General features: G+C 21.4%; 18 protein-coding genes. 15 read left to right on the forward strand and 3 right to left on the reverse strand.

Going from position 1 to position 21,450, the window contains the following annotated elements; translation table 4 throughout:
- Nucleotides 1-2: 2 nt before the first annotated feature.
- The 5 genes from T403_RS0102085 (at nt 3) to T403_RS0102105 (ending at nt 4,380) form a co-directional block, all read left to right on the forward strand.
- Nucleotides 3-851 carry an ABC transporter permease gene (locus T403_RS0102085; protein WP_211246930.1) on the forward strand — a complete coding sequence of 283 codons (849 nt, stop codon included), beginning with the start codon at nt 3-5 and terminating at the stop codon, nt 849-851.
- The gene (locus T403_RS0102090; protein ID WP_033161169.1) at nt 844-1,668 is read left to right on the forward strand and encodes an ABC transporter permease; all 825 of its coding nucleotides are present in this window, start codon (nt 844-846) and stop codon (nt 1,666-1,668) included. The genes T403_RS0102085 and T403_RS0102090 overlap by 8 nt, the downstream gene beginning before the upstream one ends.
- Entirely contained in the window at nt 1,655-3,370 is a 1,716-nt protein-coding gene (locus T403_RS0102095; RefSeq protein WP_033161170.1) for a type 2 periplasmic-binding domain-containing protein, read from the forward strand. Before T403_RS0102090 ends, T403_RS0102095 begins: the two co-directional genes overlap by 14 nt.
- A gap of 16 nt (nt 3,371-3,386) precedes the next feature.
- The gene (locus T403_RS0102100; protein WP_033161171.1) at nt 3,387-4,034 is read left to right on the forward strand and encodes a winged helix-turn-helix domain-containing protein; all 648 of its coding nucleotides are present in this window, start codon (nt 3,387-3,389) and stop codon (nt 4,032-4,034) included.
- A gap of 109 nt (nt 4,035-4,143) precedes the next feature.
- Entirely contained in the window at nt 4,144-4,380 is a 237-nt protein-coding gene (locus tag T403_RS0102105) for a TM2 domain-containing protein (RefSeq protein ID WP_033161172.1), read from the forward strand.
- A 212-nt stretch (nt 4,381-4,592) separates the two neighbouring features.
- Here the strand turns inward: T403_RS0102105 and T403_RS0102110 are convergent, their stop codons facing one another.
- Nucleotides 4,593-5,177: a hypothetical protein gene (locus T403_RS0102110; RefSeq protein WP_211246931.1), complete on the reverse strand. Its 585-nt coding sequence runs from the start codon at nt 5,175-5,177 to the stop codon at nt 4,593-4,595.
- A 1,058-nt stretch (nt 5,178-6,235) separates the two neighbouring features.
- On the opposite strand from T403_RS0102110, the gene T403_RS0102115 reads away from it, so the two are divergent.
- Nucleotides 6,236-6,475, forward strand: a complete 240-nt coding sequence (locus tag T403_RS0102115) for a TM2 domain-containing protein (protein WP_240532060.1) — start codon at nt 6,236-6,238, stop codon at nt 6,473-6,475.
- Nucleotides 6,476-6,826: 351 nt separating this feature from the next.
- On the opposite strand, the gene T403_RS0102120 is transcribed toward T403_RS0102115, so the two are convergent.
- The gene (locus T403_RS0102120) at nt 6,827-7,117 is read right to left on the reverse strand and encodes a hypothetical protein (protein WP_033161174.1); all 291 of its coding nucleotides are present in this window, start codon (nt 7,115-7,117) and stop codon (nt 6,827-6,829) included.
- Nucleotides 7,118-7,551: 434 nt separating this feature from the next.
- Here T403_RS0102120 and T403_RS0102125 point away from each other — a divergent pair, with 434 nt between their 5' ends.
- Genes T403_RS0102125 through pgmB form a run of 3 tightly spaced genes read left to right on the forward strand, consistent with a single transcriptional unit; the run spans nt 7,552 to nt 12,182 of the window.
- Nucleotides 7,552-9,198 carry an alpha-amylase family glycosyl hydrolase gene (locus tag T403_RS0102125; protein WP_033161175.1) on the forward strand — a complete coding sequence of 549 codons (1,647 nt, stop codon included), beginning with the start codon at nt 7,552-7,554 and terminating at the stop codon, nt 9,196-9,198.
- Nucleotides 9,164-11,527: a glycosyl hydrolase family 65 domain-containing protein gene (locus T403_RS0102130; RefSeq protein WP_240532061.1), complete on the forward strand. Its 2,364-nt coding sequence runs from the start codon at nt 9,164-9,166 to the stop codon at nt 11,525-11,527. Before T403_RS0102125 ends, T403_RS0102130 begins: the two co-directional genes overlap by 35 nt.
- Nucleotides 11,520-12,182 (forward strand): beta-phosphoglucomutase, encoded by a 663-nt coding sequence (pgmB, locus tag T403_RS0102135; RefSeq protein WP_033161193.1) that lies wholly within the window; start codon nt 11,520-11,522, stop codon nt 12,180-12,182. Before T403_RS0102130 ends, pgmB begins: the two co-directional genes overlap by 8 nt.
- Before the next feature lie 128 nt (nt 12,183-12,310).
- Here the strand turns inward: pgmB and T403_RS04415 are convergent, their stop codons facing one another.
- On the reverse strand, nt 12,311-12,631 hold the full coding sequence (locus T403_RS04415) for a hypothetical protein (RefSeq protein ID WP_156933540.1): 321 nt from the start codon (nt 12,629-12,631) through the stop codon (nt 12,311-12,313).
- A gap of 167 nt (nt 12,632-12,798) precedes the next feature.
- Between T403_RS04415 and T403_RS0102145 the strand changes: the two genes are divergently transcribed.
- Genes T403_RS0102145 through T403_RS0102170 form a run of 6 tightly spaced genes read left to right on the forward strand, consistent with a single transcriptional unit; the run spans nt 12,799 to nt 21,424 of the window.
- The gene (locus T403_RS0102145) at nt 12,799-15,141 is read left to right on the forward strand and encodes a hypothetical protein (RefSeq protein ID WP_033161177.1); all 2,343 of its coding nucleotides are present in this window, start codon (nt 12,799-12,801) and stop codon (nt 15,139-15,141) included.
- Nucleotides 15,142-15,144: 3 nt separating this feature from the next.
- Nucleotides 15,145-15,603, forward strand: a complete 459-nt coding sequence (locus tag T403_RS0102150) for a hypothetical protein (protein ID WP_033161178.1) — start codon at nt 15,145-15,147, stop codon at nt 15,601-15,603.
- An 8-nt stretch (nt 15,604-15,611) separates the two neighbouring features.
- Nucleotides 15,612-18,710, forward strand: coding sequence for an ABC transporter permease subunit (locus T403_RS0102155; RefSeq protein WP_033161179.1), 3,099 nt, complete (start codon nt 15,612-15,614; stop codon nt 18,708-18,710).
- 2 nt (nt 18,711-18,712) lie between these two features.
- Entirely contained in the window at nt 18,713-19,657 is a 945-nt protein-coding gene (locus T403_RS0102160; protein ID WP_033161180.1) for a sugar ABC transporter permease, read from the forward strand.
- Between the two features lie 4 nt (nt 19,658-19,661).
- Complete coding sequence (locus T403_RS0102165) at nt 19,662-20,834, forward strand: ABC transporter ATP-binding protein (protein ID WP_033161181.1); 1,173 nt, start codon at nt 19,662-19,664, stop codon at nt 20,832-20,834.
- Nucleotides 20,834-21,424, forward strand: a complete 591-nt coding sequence (locus T403_RS0102170) for a hypothetical protein (protein WP_033161182.1) — start codon at nt 20,834-20,836, stop codon at nt 21,422-21,424. Before T403_RS0102165 ends, T403_RS0102170 begins: the two co-directional genes overlap by 1 nt.
- Nucleotides 21,425-21,450: the final 26 nt, after the last annotated feature.

Consider the following 21,450-nt stretch of genomic DNA (forward strand, 5'->3'; position numbering starts at 1 on the left):
TTATGTTTTTAAAGATGTATGAAAAAATTAAAACATTATTAAATTTAAGATTGATAATGTTTTTACCTTATTTAGTTTTTGCTTTTATTTTTATAATTTTACCTTTAATTTTGCTTGTTTTCAAAGCTTTTATTCCATTAAAAACTGAACAAGAATATAATTTTGATAATTTTGCTTTAGTGAAAGATACAACTACATGAAAAATTATGTGAAGATCGATTTGACTATCAGTTTTAAGCGCATTAATTTGTTTAATAATTGCCTTACCTTATTCATTTTTTGTTGCTAATTCTAAATCTAAAATTTTTAAAATTTATGCTATATCTTTAATTATTTCGCCTTTAATTATTTTTACCATTTCTAAAATTTTTGCCCTAAGAGCTTTGTTTGTTTCTATTTTTGATGAAAATCAAATAAACAATGAATTTTTTATGTTAATAGCATTAATATATCTTAATCTCCCTTTCATGATAATTCCACTTTATACTGTCTTTAGAGATATGCCAAAAAATATTTTAGAAGCATCAGCTGATCTTGGCTATAATAAATTTTGAACTTTAATAAAAGTAGTTTTACCTTACGGAATGAAGGCAATTTTTTCAGGAATAGCTTTAGTTTTTTTAATGTCAGCTACAACGATTATCATTTCAGATAAATTTTTACCTTCAGGTTCACAAAAACAATTTATAGGAAATTTAATTAATAAAAATGCTAGTTTAGTTAATGCTTTTGATTTAGCAAAAGTATCTTCATTAGTTTTAATTACAATTTTAGTACTTTATACTGTTTATGGAATTATTTACTTATTCCCTTTGATTTTATCAAAAATAAAAGGAGTTAAACATGACTAGAGTTTGAAATTTTATTACAAAATATGAAATTTTAAAAAAAACTTATATTTGAATAATTTTAATTTTGTTTTATATTCCTTTATTAGCTGGAACAATTTTTTCATTTAACAAGTCATCAGAAAAAGGTTTTGTTTCTACAACATGAAATTCCTTTAGTTTAGAAGGTTATATTTATTTAAGTTCTGATAAATTTGTAAATTCATTAGTAAATTCAATCATTATAGGTTTTTGTAGTGTAATTATCGTAATAATTATTAGTTTATTTACTGTTTTTGCAATTTGAAAACAAAAATTAAAATTACCTAAAAAATATTTAAATGTTAGTTCGAATATTTCTTTAATTAATCCAGATATAATAACAGCAATTTCTTTAGCTATAATTTTTAGTTTTTTATTTGGTGTTTTAAAATCTAGCAATGAAGGAATAATAAGAGCAATAATTGCGCATTCAACAATGGCTTTACCTTATGGGATTTTATTAATGTATCCTAGAAGCGAAAATTTTTCTATATCTTTATATGAAGCATCGCAAGATCTTGGTTATAGTAAAATACAAACTTGATTTAGAGTTTATATCTTTTATATGTTGCCTTCAATTTTTTTTAGTTCTATAGTTATCTTTATTTTATCTTTTGATGATTTTATCATTACTAGAATTACTTCAAATACCCAAACTATTGCAGTTGATCTTTATCAAGGGCAATTTAAAACTTGATCATTGGCTATTGGAACAATAATTTTGATTTTAATTTTAATAGGCAATATAATGTGAATATTTTTAAAAGTTAAAAAAGGGAGAAGATATGAAAAAAAATAAAAAAATATTTTTATGAATTATTTTCATTTTCACATTTCTTTTTGCATTTTCTTTTTTAACCATTTATAAAATTAAAAGACCTTATAGGCCGCTTATTATGAATTATCAATCTTATTTAGAACCTGATATTCAAAAAAATATTGAAAAAGACTTTAGTTATCAAGAATTCTCTGAAATTAATGAATTTGAAAAATTATTACAAGATAATCGAACTATAGGTGGAGTTTCTTCTGATTTTGCTATTGTTCAAAAAATAAAGAAAAATTTACTTAAAAAAGTAGATTATGCTTATTTATTTAAAGACAATAAAGAATTATCAGAAAAATTTGCTAGCAAAGAATTGAAAATTAGAAAACAAGCTTTTACATCGCTAGTTAGAAATGAAACAATAAATCACCTAGATAAATTTAATAAATTTTTATATAAAATTGAAAATAATCAAAAAAAATATGATCTTGATAATGATGGTGAAAATGATGAGTTATGAGAATATATTATTCCATATTATGTCCAAGATAAAGTCATAGCATATACAACTGGTAATTATAAAAGCAATGATAAATTAATTCCTTTAAAAAAACATTTAAAAAAATTAGATGAAAATACAAGAAAAGATATTCAAGAAAATGGAATAACATTTGATGAATTTACCGTTGAAGCTATTATTGATAAACTTCAAAAATATGGTTATAATAATTTTGCTTGAACAGAAGCTGTTAGAGATAATTTATTATTAGGAAGCGAAAATATAGCGCTAAAAAATAATAATCCTAGTTTATATAGTGGCCAAGTTTCGCAAGATGAAAATAGTTTATTTTTTTATAAAAAACAAATAGACGAATTTATTGAATTAATAGAAAAAGTTTCAAAGAAAAAATTCAGTGATCATAATTTTAATTTTTTCACTTCTGATGGTTTAGAACTTTTAACATCTATTATTGATACAAATAAAAATCCTTCAGTAGCTTATTTATATAATGGTGATGCTATTGATGCCTTTTATTCTAATGATAATTTTTCTAATATTGAAGATGGACAAGCTATTAAAATTATTAGACCAAAAAACAATCTTGTTTTAATGGATGGATGAGTTTTTTCAAAGAATATATCTAAAGAACATGAACAAAAATTATTAAATCATCTTTATGAAAATATTTATAAAGATGAAGATAAATCCATTGATGAAATGCTTAGCAAAATTTTAGTTAATAAAAAATATAATTATATCCAAGATGAAAATGAGAAACGTATTAAACAAGAAAATACAGCTATAAGTATTGATTTTAATCAATTAGCCCCATTTAAAAATTTTGATTATATTAATTACACTCCAACTTTTAAAAATAGTTTTGAAATATTAAAAAAATTATATTTTAATGAAAATTACAAAAGTGCTTATGCTTCTGATAAAGATGATGAGAAAGAAATTATTTTATTATTAGATAAAAATGGAAATACATTTAGTAAAAAAGAAAAAATAAAATTCAATGATATAGATACTTATGTTGATTCATCAAATGGTAAAATAGCTTTAAATTTATACATAACTCAACAAGAAGAACAAACTAAAAATGGTCATTTTGTAGATGAAAATACTAAAAAAGATGATAAATATAAATTAAAATATTCATTTTTATACCCAGTTAACGAATTATTAGAAAGTGAAATAAAAACTTATTATAATTTAAGAACAAAAAACTAAATTGGAAAATAGTGTTATGGAAACAAAAAAAGAAAAATTATTAAAATATTTAATAGATTTAATTATCAACAAACAAAAAAAACCAAATGAAATAATGCCATCAGAACAATGATTGATGTTGCGTTTTGATGTTTCAAGAATAACAGCAATAAATGCATATAAAAAATTAGAAGCAATAGGAGCTGTTTACAATATTCCTAAACAAGGAAGATTTGTTGCTGAAAATTTCTTTGGTTTAATAAAGCCTTTTGCGCATGCATATGTTATTAATAATTTTGAAATTAAAAAAATAGCTAAAAAAAAGCCAAAATGATTTGAGGAATTTAAAATTATTTTTAATGATGATTATAATGTTTATCAAAAAAAATATTTTAAAGACGATGAATATATAATTTTTAGTGAAAATTATGTAACTAAAAAATATGAAATGCCTAAAAAATTTGATAATAATTTTTCATTCACTAATTTTTTTCAAGAAAAAAATGATTTTTTAAAAAGTGCTGTTTATAAATTAAGATATGAAAAAGTTAATATTTTTAATTGTAAATATTTAGTAGTTGTTTATTGTTGATATTATGATAATAATGGAATTGTTTGAGCTTCTAAATTTATTGTAAAACCTAAATATTTCATTTTTTCTCACCAAGAAAAAAGCTTATTTTAAATCAAAAAAGCTTAATACATCATTATTTTTTAATCAAAATAAGCATTTTCTTTCTTTTTTTTTTTTTTGTAAAATTAAATTAAAAAAAAGAAAGGAAAAAAAATTAATTATGAATAATTCAGTAAATGTTAGGGTAGTTTCTCCTAAAAGTAGATTAATAACTGTTTTACTTTCATTATTTCTTGGAGCTTTAGGAGTTGACAGATTCTATACTGGTAAAATAATGCTAGGAATATTAAAATTAATTACTGCTGGTGGTTTTGGTGTGTGAGCACTTATCGATTTTATATTAGCTCTTACTGGTAACATGAGAGACTCAGCAAATAATTTAATTGCTAAATGATAAAAATTAATTCTAAGCATTGCTTAGAATTTTTTTATTTTTTAGAGATTTATTTTAAAAAATAAATTAACTATAAAAACTAAAACAAATATTAAAAAAATCACAAATATTATTTTTAATATTTGCTTAAGAAAATATGTTTTTTTAAACATATTATTTTATTTATTTAAAAATTGTAAAATAAAAACGCTAACACAAATAGACAACTTAAAAATTTACTTTAAGTTTGAATATTTTTTCAAACCAAAAAATCATTCTAAAAAAGAATTTGTAATTCCTTTTGGATATAACATTTTTTTTCACTTTCTATCGTATTTAATGTTATATTTTTTACAATATTTTTTAGCAATATTACTTCAATCTTTTAGTTTTAATTGAATTAACATTCCATAATTAGGGTTTGTTGTTCGAGATTTAACAATTAAGTAATGTAAAAAAGCGTGTTCTTCTATATTTACAATCAAACATAAACCGTTATTATAATCTAATTTATTAGATTGTAAAAAAGCTCCAGAAATAAAAATCTCTTCGATATGATGTCTTTGATAAAGATAATTATTATAAAATTTTTCTTCTCTTTTATTAATAAAATAATTACTTATTTTAAGTTTTTTATATTCTAATACTTGATAATTATTAATTTCTTGTTGATATTGTTTAATAATTTTTTTAACTATATTAAAGTAAATTTCCACATAATTAAAATCAATTTCATTTTTATCGTTTTGGTAATTTAAATTAATTAAGTCATTAGCTTTTATTTCTTCATTTAGTATTTTTGTAATAATTTCATTATTCATATTTTTTACTCCTTAATAAATTATATATTTTTTAGTAAGTACAATTTGGTTTAATTTACTAAACTAATTATTTATGAATTGTGTCAAAATATTAACTTAAATAGCCGCAATTAAATTAACTTTATTATTGAAAATATAATACTTAACTTTTGAAAAAATAAATTAATATTTTTCAAATAGTGACTCATAATTTATTTTTAAATGTATTTTCTAAGTAATTCGCAAAATTATAAATTCAAATATTTGTCTAACTAATATTATTTAAAAGAATATTAAACACTGTTTTGTACGCTATCAAAAAAATTATAAAACAAATTTTTATTATCTTGCCGCATAAAAATAATTATATAAAAAACAAAAAAAATTTTAAAATAAATTTATGACACATGGTGTTTCATTTTTTTTCGTTTCAAAAAAATTAAAAATTTAATATTTTTTTCAATCAAAAATTATTTATTTTATCAAATAAAAAAACATATAATTTAAAAATAAAGAAAAGTCAAGTTTATTAAAAATTAAACAATAGCTATGAATTTAATTGAATAACTAAAGAAAAAAAATAAGCAATTAAGCAATATTTTAAAATATTTATAATCTAAAAATAAAGATGAATTAACTAATATATTCATTTTGTAAATTTTATTATTTAAATACTTAAATTTTCAACAAAATTTTACATTTACAAAGGATTTGATAAATATAATTAAAATTATTGAAATTAAACTGTTAATCCACAAAATGCTTTTACATGCTTACATACTGATTTAACTGAAAAGAAAAAAATGATTTTTTAAAAAGTGGAGTTTATAAATTAAGATATAGAAAAGTTAATATCTTTAATCATAAATATTTGTAATTTTATAGTTGATATTATGATAATAATGGAATTGTTTGGACTTCTAAATTTATTGTAAAACCTAAATATTTCATTTTTTCCAGCCAAAAAAAAGTTCATTTTAAATCAAAAAAAGCTTGTTGCATCATTATTTTTTTATCAAAATAACCATTTTTTTTTTTTTTTTTAAAATTAAATTAAAAAAAAGAAAGGAAAATAATTTATGAACAATATAGAGTCATATATAACTATGATTAGCCCAAAAAGCAGAGCTGCATTAACTATTTTATCATATTTTTTAGGTGGTCTTGGAATTGACAGATTTTATGCAGGGAGAATAGCTTTAGGAATATTTAAAATCATAACATTAGCTGGATTTGGTGTATGATGGATTGTTGATTTTGTATTAGCTGTGACAGGGAATATGAAAGATGCTAGCGGACATCTTATTGCTAAATGATAATAAACAAATAAAAAAATGAATTATTAATAAAAAAAATTAAAATTAAATTTCTAAGCAATACTTAGATTTTTTAATTTTTAAAAAATTAATTTAAAAAATTAATTATAAAAAATAAAATAAATATTTAAATCATTTTCTTTTGAAAATAATAAATAATAATTTTGTTATTATTTAAAAATAGATAAATTTTTAAAAATCGATTATGATGAAAAACTAATAGCTGTACTATAAATTTTATTATTTTAATAGCAATAAATATTATTTGATTTTAAAATGAATAAAAACACAAACTTTTTATGTAAAATAAATATTTCGGTTAAAAAGTTTGTGTTTTTTATTAAAAATATTATATTAAGAATTTGTAAGAAGATCTTGTAAAATTTTAGCATCTAATGCGGCAAGTTTTACAAGGTAATTATCTTTGTATTTTTCTTTATATTCTTTTTCTAGCTCTTCTTTTAATTTATTAATTTCTTCTTCTAAACTTTTTGCTTTTTCTTCATCGCCGCTATTTTTTGCTTTAAAAGCTTCTTTAGATTTAGAAATATATTTGCTTTCTGTTGAAGCGCTACAAGCTATAAACAATCCTATTGGAGCTATAGCCACAGTGGATAATAAAAATAATTTAAATAATTTTTTCATTTTTTCCTTTCTTTTTTCTCTTCATTGTAAAAAAAAAAAAAAAAGCCAAACTTTTTAATAAATTTGACTAAAAAACAGCAAAAATTTGGCTTATTTTAATATTTTTTAAAAAATTTTTATAATAAAAAAATAATTTTTGATATAAGTAAAAATCATTTTACTATTGTTGTTTTCTAACTAATTTCAAACAAATAAAATACTTTTCATATAAATAAAATTATTTTTTCTAATTTCTAAAAATATAAAATTTTTTAAATTTTATAAACAGACGCAAATATTTCCTCAATTAATTTAAAAATAATAAATTTTTATTAATAAAAAATATATTCACAATGCTTAAATTTTTTATTTTTGATATAACAAATAAAAAAACATATTTTATTTTCTTATCTTTTAAAATGTTTTTAAATTTAAAAGAATAAGGAAAGGTAAACATGAGTTCTATATTAAAAAAATGAAATGAAAAAATAATTTATCAAATTTTTCCAAGATCATTTTATGATTCAAATAATGATGGTGATGGAGATTTAAAAGGAATAATTAAAAAACTTGATTATTTAGAAGAATTAGGAATAAATGCAATTTGACTTTGTCCTATTTACGATACTGAATTTAAAGATTCTGGTTATGATGTTTTAGATTATAAAAAAGTTTGAAAAAATTTTGGAACATTAGCTGATTTTAAAAAACTTGTAGTTGAAGCTAAAAAAAGAAACATTGAAGTCATAATGGATATTGTTTTAAACCACACTTCAACTAAACATAAATGATTTTTAAAAGCAATTGAATCAGAAAAAAATCCTGAACATGATTTATACATTTGAACAAAAGAACCAAAAAATGAACAATCTATTTTTGGTGGTAGTGCATGAGAATATATTGAATGCGTAGATAAATATTATTTCCATCTTTTTTCTAAAGAGCAAGCTGATTTAAATTGAAATTCTAAACAAACTATTAGATCAATGGCAGATGTTATAAATTTTTGATATAAATTAGGAGTTAGAGGTTTTAGACTAGATGCAATTCAACATGTACATAAAGAATTTAAAAATGATCATGTAATTGACTCTTTTGGTTCAAAAATGGTAAATTATCTTCAAAACTTCCTTAATTTAGTAACAAAAGAAAAAAAAGATATTTTCTTCATTGGAGAAGCTTCTGGAATAAATCCGGAAAAAGTTCTTTTATATGCTAAAGGGAAAAATAAAATTGCTGATAATTTTTTCAATTTTAGTAATTGATATGTTGGTTGATCTAAACAAACTGGAAGAAATGGTTATGATAAAAAATGAGATCTTAATGAACTAATAAATGATCAAGTTTTAGAATATCAAAATAATGATTTAATAAAAAATTTAATGATAACAAATTTTTTATCTTCGCACGATACAGCTAGAGCAATTTCAAGGTGAGCTGATACTGAAAATTATTGACAAGAAGCTGCTAAAGCTTTTGCAATGTTTCAATTTATGCAAAAAGGTTTAATTTCTATCTTATATGGTGAAGAAATAGGGATGATTAATACAAAATTTAATTTAAGAACAGAATTTAGAGATGTAGATGCTTTTAATGCTTTTGAAATTTTAGTTGATAAAAATAAAATCTATAGTGAAAAGGAAATGATTGATTATCACAATATAAACTCAAGAGATCATTCTAGAGTTCCGATGATTTGAAACAATTCTATTAATTATGGTTTTAATAAAGGGAATAAAACATGAATTAAGTTAGCTGATAGAAAAGTCAAAAATTCAGTAGAAGATCAGTTAAAAGATGAAAATTCAATTTTAAATTTTTATAAAATATTAATTAAACATCGTAATAAATATAAAAATATTTTAATTTATGGTAAAACAAATCTTCAATGAAATGAAACTAGAGAATATTTAATTTTAAAAAGACATAATAAACAAAAAACAGTTATTGCACTAATAAATTTAAGTAATAAAGAAGTTAACTTAAATTTAAATGAACAAAATAGATGAAAACTTTTACTTTCAAATTACAATCAAAAAGGGGAAAATACAAATATTTTAAGAGCTTATGAAGCTAAAATGTTTATATTTAAAAATGATTAAATTATTTTATGATACAAAAAATTTAAAAATTTATCAAAAAAACTATAATCCTTTATTAACCGCTAAGACTGAATCGATTTTTGCTCAAGGAAATGGTTTTTTAGGAATAAGAGCAGTAGATGAAGAAAAATCATCTTTTCACAAAGAAGATTTTTTTATTAATGGTTTTTTTAATAAAGGAGATGATAATGAAGTTTCAGAATTAGCTAATTTAGCTAATTTAATTCAATTAAATATTTTGATTGATAATAAAATTGTAAAAACATTTGATGCTTTTTACTATTATAAAGAATTAGATTTAACAAATGGTAAATTAACAAGAGTTATTAAATTAAAAAATAAATCTAAAATTTTTAAATTAACTTTTGAAAGAATAGTCGAACAAAAAGATAAACAATTATATGCTCAAAAAATAACTATTGAGCAGTTAAAAGGACAACCAAGTGAAATTAAAATTTTCCCTTTAATTGATGGACAATCAACCAATAGAGGTGTTCAACATCTTAAAGAAGGTAAAAAACTTTTAATTGATGAAACACTAATTCAATATCAAGAACAAGCTAATGAAAAAGATTTTTGAGCTATTCATAATATGAAAATTAGAGCTTTTTATAATAATAAATTATTATTAGCTAATAATGATGATTATGTTATTAAGATGGCTCGTCGTCAAATTGGTTATGAAATAAAATCTAATTTAAAAGTTAATGAACCTTTTGTTTTAGAAAAAATAATGTCAGTTACTTCTTCTATTGAAAATAAAAATAAAAATTATGATCAATTAATAGAAATAGCTAATAAACAAGCAAAAAAAATAAATAAATTAACTTTTAATGATTTTGCTAATCAAGCTTTTGATCAATATAAAGAAATTTATAAACAATTTAATGTTGAAATTAAAGGAAATAAAGAAGCAAAATACGATTATTTAGCATTTATTTTTAGTCTTTATCATATGAACAGCTTTGTTCCTAGTGATAATCCACAATTATCAATTGGAGCAAAAGGATTAACTGGTGAAGGATATCAAGGACACTGTTATTGAGATACAGAATTTTTTATTGTTCCAAACTTTGTTTTTAGCAATCCAAAAGTTGCGAGAAATTTATTAGAATATAGATATTTAGGAATTAAAGGGGCTAGGGAAAAAGCGCAAGAAAAAAATTATATTGGTGCGCAATATCCTTGAGAAATGGCAATTCCAAGCGATGGAGAAGTAACCCCTTATTGAGGACAACCAGATATAATAACAGGGAAACAAGTTCCAATTGCTTCTAGAGAGCAAGAAATTCATGTTCCAGGTGATGTTGCATTTGCTATTGATCATTATTTTTTAGCTACATTAGATCATGATTTTATGGTTAAAATGGGTTATGAAATGATTTTTGATACAGCTGTTTTTTGACTTTCAAGACTAGAATTTAAAAATAATCAATATCAAATAACAAATGTAATGGGTCCTAATGAATATAAAGGAAACATTGATAATAATAACTTTACTAATTTAATTGCTAAAAGAAATTTAGAATTAGCGCTTAAATATTACAATGAACTTTTAAAAACAGAAAAAAGCAAACAAATTTTATCTAATGTTTTAGCTAAAATCCCTTATAAAGTAGATTTTGATAAAATGGAACAAATAATTGATCGAATTTATTTACAAAAACCAAATGAAAATTTAATAATTGCAGAAAATGATCAATTTTTAAAACTTAATAAAATTGATGTAACACCTTTTCAATTTTTAGGGGATGCTGGTAAAAAATTATTCAACACAAAAGAAGGACATAAAAGATTAGCTTCGCAAGTTGTAAAACAAGCTGATGTTGTTTTAAGTACATTTATTTTTAGAGAATTATTTACTAAAGAAATAGTAGAAGCTAATTTTAATTATTACGAACCATTAACAACTCACGATTCATCTCTAAGCGCAACAACTTATGCAATTACAGCAATTGATTTAAGAAAAATGGAATTAGCTTATAAATTATTTAGATATTCCATTAATATAGATTTAGGAGAAAATTTTCACTCATCTAATGAGGGGATTCACGCAGGTTCATTAGCCGCAATATGACAAACTATTGTTTTTGGTTATGGTGGATTTAGATTTTATAATGATAATATTTATTTTAATCCAATTTTACCTAATAATTGAACCAAATTATCATATCAAATTACAATTAAAAATATAGATCTATCAGTTAATGTTTATAAAAAATATTTTGAAATTATTAAAAAATCTAAACATGAATTAAAAGTATTTATTAATAATGAATTGAAAGTGCTTAAAAAAGAAAAAGAAAGATTTTGTATTAATAATGCTTAAGGGGATAATATTTGATTTAGATGGAGTAATAACTGATACAGCTTATTTCCATTATTTAGCTTGAAAAAATGAAGTTGAAAAATTAGGTATTAATTTTGATGAACAAACTAATGAAAAATTAAAAGGACTTAATCGAATTGAAACGCTAAAGGCGATTTTAAAAATTTACCAAATAAAAATAGAAGAAAATGAAATTATTAAAATTGCTAATGCTAAAAATGAATATTATAAAAAATTATTAAAAACTAAATTAAATGAAACTTATATTTTAAAAGGAATAAAAGAATTTATTTTAGAAGCTAAAAAAAATAATTTAAAATTAGCTATTGCATCTTCTTCATTTAATGCACCATATATTTTAAAAAAAATTAATTTATTTTCATATTTTGATTTTATTGTCGATCCATCAAATATTAAAAAAGGAAAACCGGATAAAGAAATTTTTGTTGCAGCTCAAAAAGCTTTAAATCTTGAGTCTGATGAAGTTATTGGAATTGAAGATTCGCTAAGTGGAATAATATCATTAAATGATGCAAATATTTTTTCAATCGCCATAACTAATGAACCAAAATACTTTAAAACAGCAAATATTATTTTAAATAATACTAGTGAATTAGATTTAAATAAAATATTAAAAATTTTCAAAAATAGATAAATAAAATGATATAACAAACACTTTCGCTTGATATATCAACAAAAAAAAAAAAAAGGTTAACCATTTTTATAATAAAGGAGCTACTAAATATTTAATAAGGTAGCTTCTTTATTTTATTAACTAAATTATTAAAAATTTATTAATAAAATGAACATTTTTGTTGAATTTATAAACAAATCAAGTATTAGAAAAAATATGAAAATTAATGAGATATTATTTGGACCTCCAGTAAAAAAAAGAACACATTTACCTAATGTTATAGAGCATTTATATTTTTTATATTCTGCTATTTTTTCTTTTTTAGCTATTTTGATTTTATTTTTCATTTTCATTTCTATATCTGGAAATTCATTTATAGATAAAATTTTTCTTGCTTTTAACAATCTTTTTTTTCGTGTTGGATTAACTTTATTATCAATCAACTTTATTTGTAATATTTTTTTAATCATTAGAACAATAAAAATTTTTCCAAATACTGAAAATTATAAAATTTGAGTAATTTTAGAAATTATTGTTAGTTTATTATTTATTTTTTCTTTTTTAAATTTATTTATTAGTTTGTTTTGCCTTAAATTCAACAAAATAGTTTTTTACTAAATTTATGTTTAGGAGAATTATGTTTAAAAAAATAAAAAAAATATCAAAAATTTTCTTATTAGTTAGCCCATTAGCTGCGCTAACTGCAATTGGATGTGCAGCTAAAAACCCTTATGCAGAAAGTAAAGAAATTTTTGTTGCAAGAGAAGGTGTACAAAAAAGTTTTTGAGATAGTGTAGTAGAAAACTTTTCAAAAACACAATCATATAAAGATGGTTATAGAATAAAATTTGTTGAAAAAGATGTTTTTGGAGCAATCGATCAAGTCACAACAGTTGGATTTAATGATAGTAACAGCCCAGATCTTATTTATTCACCTCAAGATCGTATAACTTCATTATTACAATCTAAATCTATTAGACCTTGAGATGTAACAGTAAAAGATCAAATTTTAAATGATATTGGTGCTAATGATGATGAAAAAACATTTATAAATGAATTTGGTAAGTTTCAAAAATTATCAAGCAATAGTCCAGAATTTTATAACTTTGCCCACAACAAAGAAGGTATCGTTCTAATGACTAAAAAATCATTAGAAGAAGTTAAAAAAGATTTTAGTGATACAAAAACTGATGAAATGGTTGAATTGGTAAAAGAAGGAAAAGCATTTTTTAGAATTCAAGATGGTTGATTTGGTAATGGTATCTTAGGTGGTGTATTAAATGAAGAATTAATGAAAAAAATCATTTATAAAAAAGAAGATGGTAATTGATCATCAGGATTTTTAACTTCAGATGCAAATAATGTTAAATTTAAAGAAGCATTAGATATAGCAGCTGAATTAATGTATCCAATTTATGAGGCTGTTTATGTAAAAACCGCTGAAGAGTACAAAAATAGTCCATTTGGAAAAAAAGGAATTTCACAAGATGATTTAAAAACACTCCTTAGCAGCAATATGGAAGTTGTTCAAAATAAAGTTTTAGAATTAATTTCAAGTGGAAAATTGGAATATGGAATGGTAGGTTCATGAGATATTGGTAATTCATTTAAACAAGGAATTGAAACATTTGTTGCTTTCCCTAAATTAAAAAATAATTACCACTATAAACAGGCTGCAGGTTCTTGATCATGAGCTATTAATGCAAGAAATCAAGGTGTAAATCAAAAAAGACTTGATGCAATTTATGAAATTTTAAAAATTATATTTAAATCAGAATCTTATGCCGCTTACTTTAAACAAGATTCTAAAATTCCTCTTGTTAAAAATACACAAACTTCATTAGAAACTTTAATAATTAGTGAAAATAAAACTCATTTAGCAACAATTACTAAATTAGCTAAAGATCTTGGATATTCCACTAATGAAGAATTTTTAAATGCTTATGATAATTTATTTAAAAAATTAAACGAAACTCTAGATAAAAAATTATATAAAGATTCATGATCATTTAATGAAAATACTTCCCCTTTAGATAATTCTAATATTAAAAAAGATACTATAGCAAATGTTTTAGGTATAAATGATAGTAGTAAATCATTATTCTTCGGAATTACTGATGCTTTATTTAACGAAATTAAAAATCTTAAACTAAAAGATAAAACAGGATTAAGAAATTTTGTTGCTACTATTTTAAAAATTGATAATATCAATGATTTAAAAGGTAGCGGTAATGAAGAATGACAAGTAAATCCAAGTTTAGTTAAAGTTACTTTTGATGAAGAATTACATGTAGAAAAAAATACAAATCAAAATGCACATATTAGATTAATTGAAAATAAAATTTTTGGTATGAATGGTGATAATGAATCAACTATTTCAGACTTTATTAAAAGCTTCCATTCCGAAGGCGTTACTTTTGATTCTAAAGTTATAGAATTTGTTGCAAAAGCAAAAGAATTTTCAACTAAATATGCAAAAACTACAGTTGAAGATGCAACTATAAAAAAAGCGGTTGAATTATATTTAGCTAACTTCTACAATCAAGTCATGTGAGAGAAATTACAAAAAGAATACAAAAAAGTATGAACCACTTCTAAATTTAATAAAAAAGATAAAACTGCATCAGAAGAAACTATCGAAGCTGTTAATAAAAAAGTTGATACTCTTCGTTCAGGTAATGTTTCAAGTAAAGTTATCAATGTATTAACATCAAACAAAACATTTAATGATAATGGGTATGGAATTATTCAATATCAAAAAGAAAGAATTGGTAATGCAAATCCTCAATTTGGTGGAGCATGATGAGATATTTGAAATAATCAACTTTTTGGAAACGCTAAAATGTATGAAGATTTTCAACAAAATGTAAAAACAGAGGCAGCTTTCAAAACCAAAATTAACGAAAAAATTCAATCATTATACACTGAAAAAGTAAATGCGTTAAATTCTTCTCAAGCTGAAGATTTTATAGCTGATTAATATTTGAATAATAAATTTTTAATAGAGAGCAAAGTATTTTATTTCAAAATAATTTTGCTCTCTATTTATGTAATTTTGCTATCTTTTTGAGTTATTGAAATTGTTGTTTTCGGAACAAAACAATTTAATAATTTAAATGAAAATGAATATAATAATCAAATAGAAAATTTTTTAAAAATAAAAATATTTTTATTTGTCTTTAATTATTTAATAATTATTTTTTATTTAATAAATTTAATTATTTCTAAAAATAAAGGAATTGGTTATTTTTTTACAATAATTTGAATTTTTTTATTTTTAGCAATATTTATAACAAATTTAATAGATAAAAGTTTTTTAGAAAATAATTGAAGAATTAGTTTATTGATTTTATTTAACTCAATAATAGCATTAATTATTTTAACTTTATTTTATTTTATTTTTAAAATTTATCAATTAAAACAATTAAACAAAATTATATAAAAAAATAAATGGAAAATATTCAACTTTGAAATTGATACGGTCATAAATTTGATAAAAAAAATAGTATTAAAAAATTAGATTTTTATTATTATAAACAACAAATTCAAAATGTTTTTGATCGACAAAAATTAATAATTAATAAAAATAAAAAAAGAAATAAAGAATTATTTTTAGAGGCTAAAAAATCTTTAGAAAACGAGAAGAAAAGAATTTTAAAAAATTTAAAAATCACTTACAGTAATGATTTAAACATCGCTAAACAAACTATTAAAGAATTAAAAATTAGTAATAATTTATTAAGATTAATTGGTTTTGAAATTAAAAAAATTAACAATAAATTATTAGATTCTAAAAAATATGTTAAAAATTATTTTAATTTGCTAAAAAATACTTCTGATACTTTAGATACTAAAATAAATATTATAAATAATTTAATAATAGAAGCTAAAACCAACGAACAAAAAGAATTTAAAAAATTAGCTTTTTTAAACGTAGCTAAAAAATATTATGAAAAAAATAAAATTCTTGAAATAAATTATGATATTTTTAATATTCAAGATTTAAATTTAGATGATTTTGAAAAAAATATTTTTTTAAACAAAAAGGCACAAGAACAATTTATTTCTTTTTATCGTAAATTAGTTAATAAATTAAACTATTTAAAAAATGAAAAAGAACTAAAAGTCAAAGAAATAGAAAAATTAAAAACAGAATCTACTATTAAATATAAAAATGAAAAATTAATAATCAAAAAAGATTTTGATTTAAAAATCAAAGAAATTGAATTTTCTTATAATAAAGAACATTATGAACAAATAAATTCAATTAAAAAAGCAAAATTACACGCTAATGAAAAATTAAATAAAAACAAAGAAAAAATTATTAGTTTAAATCAACAAGAAAAAGAAAAAATTAATCAAATAAAATTGACTGAAAAAGAAAAATTACTTTCATTAAAAAAAGATTATTTACTTAAACTTAAACAAGTAAAAATATTAAGCAAATATGAAACTTTATATAAAAAAATTGTTTTGATTAATGATTTATATAATTTAAATTCAGAAAAAGTAAATTTATATTTTAACGATTTAAAACAAAAAATTTTATCTAATTTGGATTATAAAAAAGCGTTAGATTTATTTTTATTTGAAAAAAATAATGCATTTAATTTATTAACAAAAGATAATTCAAACAAAAAAATAATAATAACTAAAATTTTCAATAAAAATTTCAATTTAACAAAACTTTATTGACATAAAAAAAATAAGTTACTTTATCAAAAGAGTTTATATTTTTTCAAAAAATCAGAGATTTTAAAAAACACTACATATGAAAGTGAATATTTAGAAAACTGCGCAAAAGCAATTCAAACTTTTGTCAAAGATTTTGAAAAAGAAATTGAAATTTCTAATAATGATAATGTCAAAGCTATTAATCAGCTTTATTTACAAAATAATAATTCCAAAAAAAATGATATTAACAATATCAAACTTAAAATTAATGAAGCAAATAATGAATTTTTAAAAGCAAAAAATGAACTTAAAGATTTATTAAAACAAAAGCAAATTACTTCAAAAGCATATAATTCAAGTTTAAAAAAATTAAAAATTGAAAATCAAGAAAAAAACAAAGAAATTAAATTAGAAAATGAAAATTATAAAAATAATTTAATTTTAAAAACAAGTTTTCCTAAACTTTTATATAAAAAGAAAATAACTAGTAAAATTTATAAATCACAAATTTTAGAAGCACAAAAATCAATTCCAATTGAAGCAAATAAATTTAGTTCATATAAAGCATTTTTTCTAAATTTAATATTACCTGGAAGTGCAGAATTATTAATATTTAAACAAAATTTAAAAGGTTTAATAATGATAATTTTTAGCTTATTATTTTATTCTGTTTTTTTACCTTTTTCTTTTGGATTAACATGAACTAAAATTGGTGGAATTCAAGGTCTTGTGGATCTAGGGGCTAAAATTCATGATGCATCTAAAGGAATTACTCCTGATGCAAGATATTGAATGTTTGGGGGAGTAGCATCCTTAATTTTATTAACAATAACTTTCTCTTATATAATAGCTTCAGCTATTTCGGCATGGAGAAATGGGAAATATTTACAACAAGGAATGCGACCATTAAATTGACAAGAAACTAAAAAATGAATTTCTAATCAAGGTTTCCCTTGAATGATTTCAATACCAGGATGATTTTTAATTGCTTTTATTGTTATAACCCCATTATTTACTTCCTTGCTTTTATCATTTTCAAATACAGGATTTAACCATGAGCCTCCTGGAAGAACAGTTGATTGAGTAGGATTTAGTCAATATGGGAAATGATATATTTTTAGAAATAATAATCTTTTACTTTCATTATTTAGAGTTATAAGTTGAACAATTATTTGAACATTTAGCGCTGGATTTTTAGTTATTATTGTAGGTAGTGCTTTTGCTCTTTTAGTTAATAATCATCACATTAAATTTAAAAAGTTTTTTAGATTAGTTTATATTATTCCATGAGCTATTCCCGCTTTTGTTACAATTATTTTTCTAAAATCAATTTTCCAAGCAGATGCCGATTCATTAGTAAATAACATTTTAATAAAATTAGGTATTATCAAACAAAGTATTAATTATTTTGCAAATGTTCATACTACAAGATTTTTAATAATTGTTATCCAAACTTGACTGGGTCATTCATATATTTTCCTTTTAATAACTGGTAATTTACAATCAATTCCTAAGGATATATATGAAGCGGCTGCAATTGATGGCGCTAATAAAAAGAAAAGTTTTTTAAATATAACTTTACCAATTTTATTAAATTCACTAACACCACTTTTAATTGGACAATTTATTTTTATGTTTAATAATTTTAGTATTATTTCACTATTTTCAGGCGGAGGCCCTGCATATAGTAAAGCAACTGTATTTTTAGAAGGTGGAACTGATATTATGATTTCATGAATATTTAAGCTTACAACAGGTGCAGTGCAAATTGAAGGAAATACTGCTTTTGCTTCAGCATTAGTTATTTTATCTTCATCAATTTCCGTTGGTTTTGCAGCTTATGGATTTATTAAAAACACTAGAAAAAGGAGTTAATTATGGCTAAATATAAAAGTTTTATCAATGATAAAGAATTTGATTTTGAAAAGTTAAAAAACTCCAAAGTGAAAATTCATCTTTTAGATCAAAAACCTTTAACATTAAGTGAAATGATTTATTTATTTTTCAATTATTTAATTTTAATAATTTGAGTGGGAATCATTTTTTTTCCAGTAATAACAATGATTATAGGTTCGTTTAACGTATTTAACCCAAGATATGTTAGCGTATCACCTAATTCATTTAAATTTGGTCTTGATAATTTTGCTTATTTATTTACAAATCCTCGTAGTTTATATGTAAAATGATATTTAAATACAATATCAATTTCAATTGCAACAATGATTATTACAGTAATCTTTGTTGCATTAAATGGCTATGCTTATTCAAGGTTTAAATTTAAAGGCTCTAAACATTCATTATCAGTTATTATGCTATTGCAAATGATTCCAGCTACAGCATCGCTTATTTCACTATATATTATAGTAACTCTAGGTACAGAATTATCAATCGATCCAAGAATAATGCTTGTGTTAATTTATTCTGGAGGAGCAATTGCAGGAAATACTTTTGTTTTTAAAAATTATTTAGATTCAATTTCCCGCGAATTAGATGATTCAGCTAAAATTGATGGTTGTGGAAATTGAAAATTATTTATTAAAATTTTACTTCCAATTTCCAAACCAATGTTATCTATTATTAGTTTATGAACATTTTTAATTCCTTTTGGCGATGTTATTTTACCTAGATTTACAATTGTAGATCGAGCACAAACCACACTCGCTGTTGGTCTTGATAGTTTTATAAATGCTGAACCAAAACATATAAATGTAGGAGCTTATTCAGCTGGAGCGCTTTTAGCATCACTTCCACCATTTATTTTATTTATTGTTTCACAAAAAAATATTGTAGGTGGCTTAAGCGAAGGAGCTGTGAAAGGATAGAAATATGATTAAAAAACACAATGATGAAAATGACAATTTTGATTTAGAATTTGAACAATTTTTAAATCAAATTGGAAATAATGTATCTCAAAGTCAAGGCGGAAAAATTGAGCTTGTTAATTTATCTAAAAAATATGAAAATAATGATAAATGAACATTAAAAGATATTAATTTAACTATTGAATCAGGTAAATTTTGTATTTTTTTAGGACCTAGTGGTTGTGGTAAAACAACACTACTTAGAATGATTGCCGGACTTAATTCAATTACACAAGGAGATTTATTATTTAATAACAAAAGAATTAATAATCTAACTCCTTCTGAAAGAAATATAGCAATGGTATTTCAATCATATGCGCTTTATCCTCATATGAATGTCTATGAAAACATGAGTTTTGGGCTAAAAATGGCAAAAGAAAGAAAAGATGTTATCGATCGTAGAGTTAAAGATGTTGCTAAAATTTTAAAAATTGAAAAACATTTATATAATAAACCTAAAGATTTATCTGGTGGGCAACGTCAAAGAGTTGCTATTGGTAGAGCGATAGTTAGAAAACCATCTATCTTTTTAATGGATGAGCCTTTATCTAACTTAGATGCAAAATTAAGAGAATCAATGCGTCGTGAAATTGTTCAAATTCATAGAATGCTAAATACTACATCAATTTATGTAACTCATGATCAATTAGAAGCGATGACCATGGGTGATCAAATAGTAGTTATAAATGATGGTAAAATTCAGCAAAATGGAACATCTAAAGAGCTTTATTTTAAACCTAAAAATGTTTTTGTTGCCAAATTCATTGGAATGCCAACAATGAATTTATTGAATGGTTTTTATGAAAATTCTCATTTTGTATTAAGTGAATTTAATTGAAAACAAAAAATATCAAATAATTACAAAATAAATGAAAAACAAAAAATAATTATTGGTTATCGTTCAGAAGATGTAATTTTAAATAAAAAAAATGTAGTTAATTCAATTAAAGGAACAATTTTTAATGTTGAATCTTTAGGGAAAGAATTATCGATTGTTGTAAAAATTAGTGAAAATATTGAAATTATTGCAACTGTATTGAATAATGAAGATTTTGAACTTTATTCTCATGTTTTTATTACATTTAACGAATCTAGAGTTCACATTTTTGATCACGAAACAGAAGAGAGAATTAATTAATGATTTTTTCTAAAATTTATATTTGAAAAAAAATATCAGTTATTTATTCAGTGATTTTAGCTTTTTTAACTTTTATCTTTTTTTATTTATTTTTTAATGAATTTAATGTATATTTACTAAAAGAAAAAGAATTTCACAATTTAAAAAACATTGAAGATACATTTAATTATTCACAAAAAAATATTTTTATTATTTTTTATGTATTATTATCGCTTTTATTAGTTATCGTTATTATTTTTTCTTTTTTATGAATTTATAAATTTTTTTATTTAAAAAATATCGGTAATAAAAATTTAAAAATTATTTTATTTACAGCTACTTTAATAATTATTTTAATTTCAATTTTATTATCTTTCCAACCAAATTCTCAAAAAAAAGTAATATCTATTACAAATAATGAAAATACTATAAGAAGACAAATAGCGCTTGAATCACCTAAATATATTTGAGGTTGAATTTTATTTTTCTTTTGAACAACAGGAGCCATTTTAAATATTATCGCTTTAAAAAATTACGGTTTTTTTATTGACTCCAAACAGAAAAAAATAAATTTTTTAAATTTTAAAAAAACAAATAGTAAAAAAATATAAAAAATATTTTATTATTTGTTTTTTTT

The organism is Mycoplasma collis ATCC 35278, from assembly GCF_000701825.1.
Taxonomy (GTDB): Bacteria; Bacillota_I; Bacilli_A; order Mycoplasmatales; family Metamycoplasmataceae; genus Mesomycoplasma_A; species Mesomycoplasma_A collis.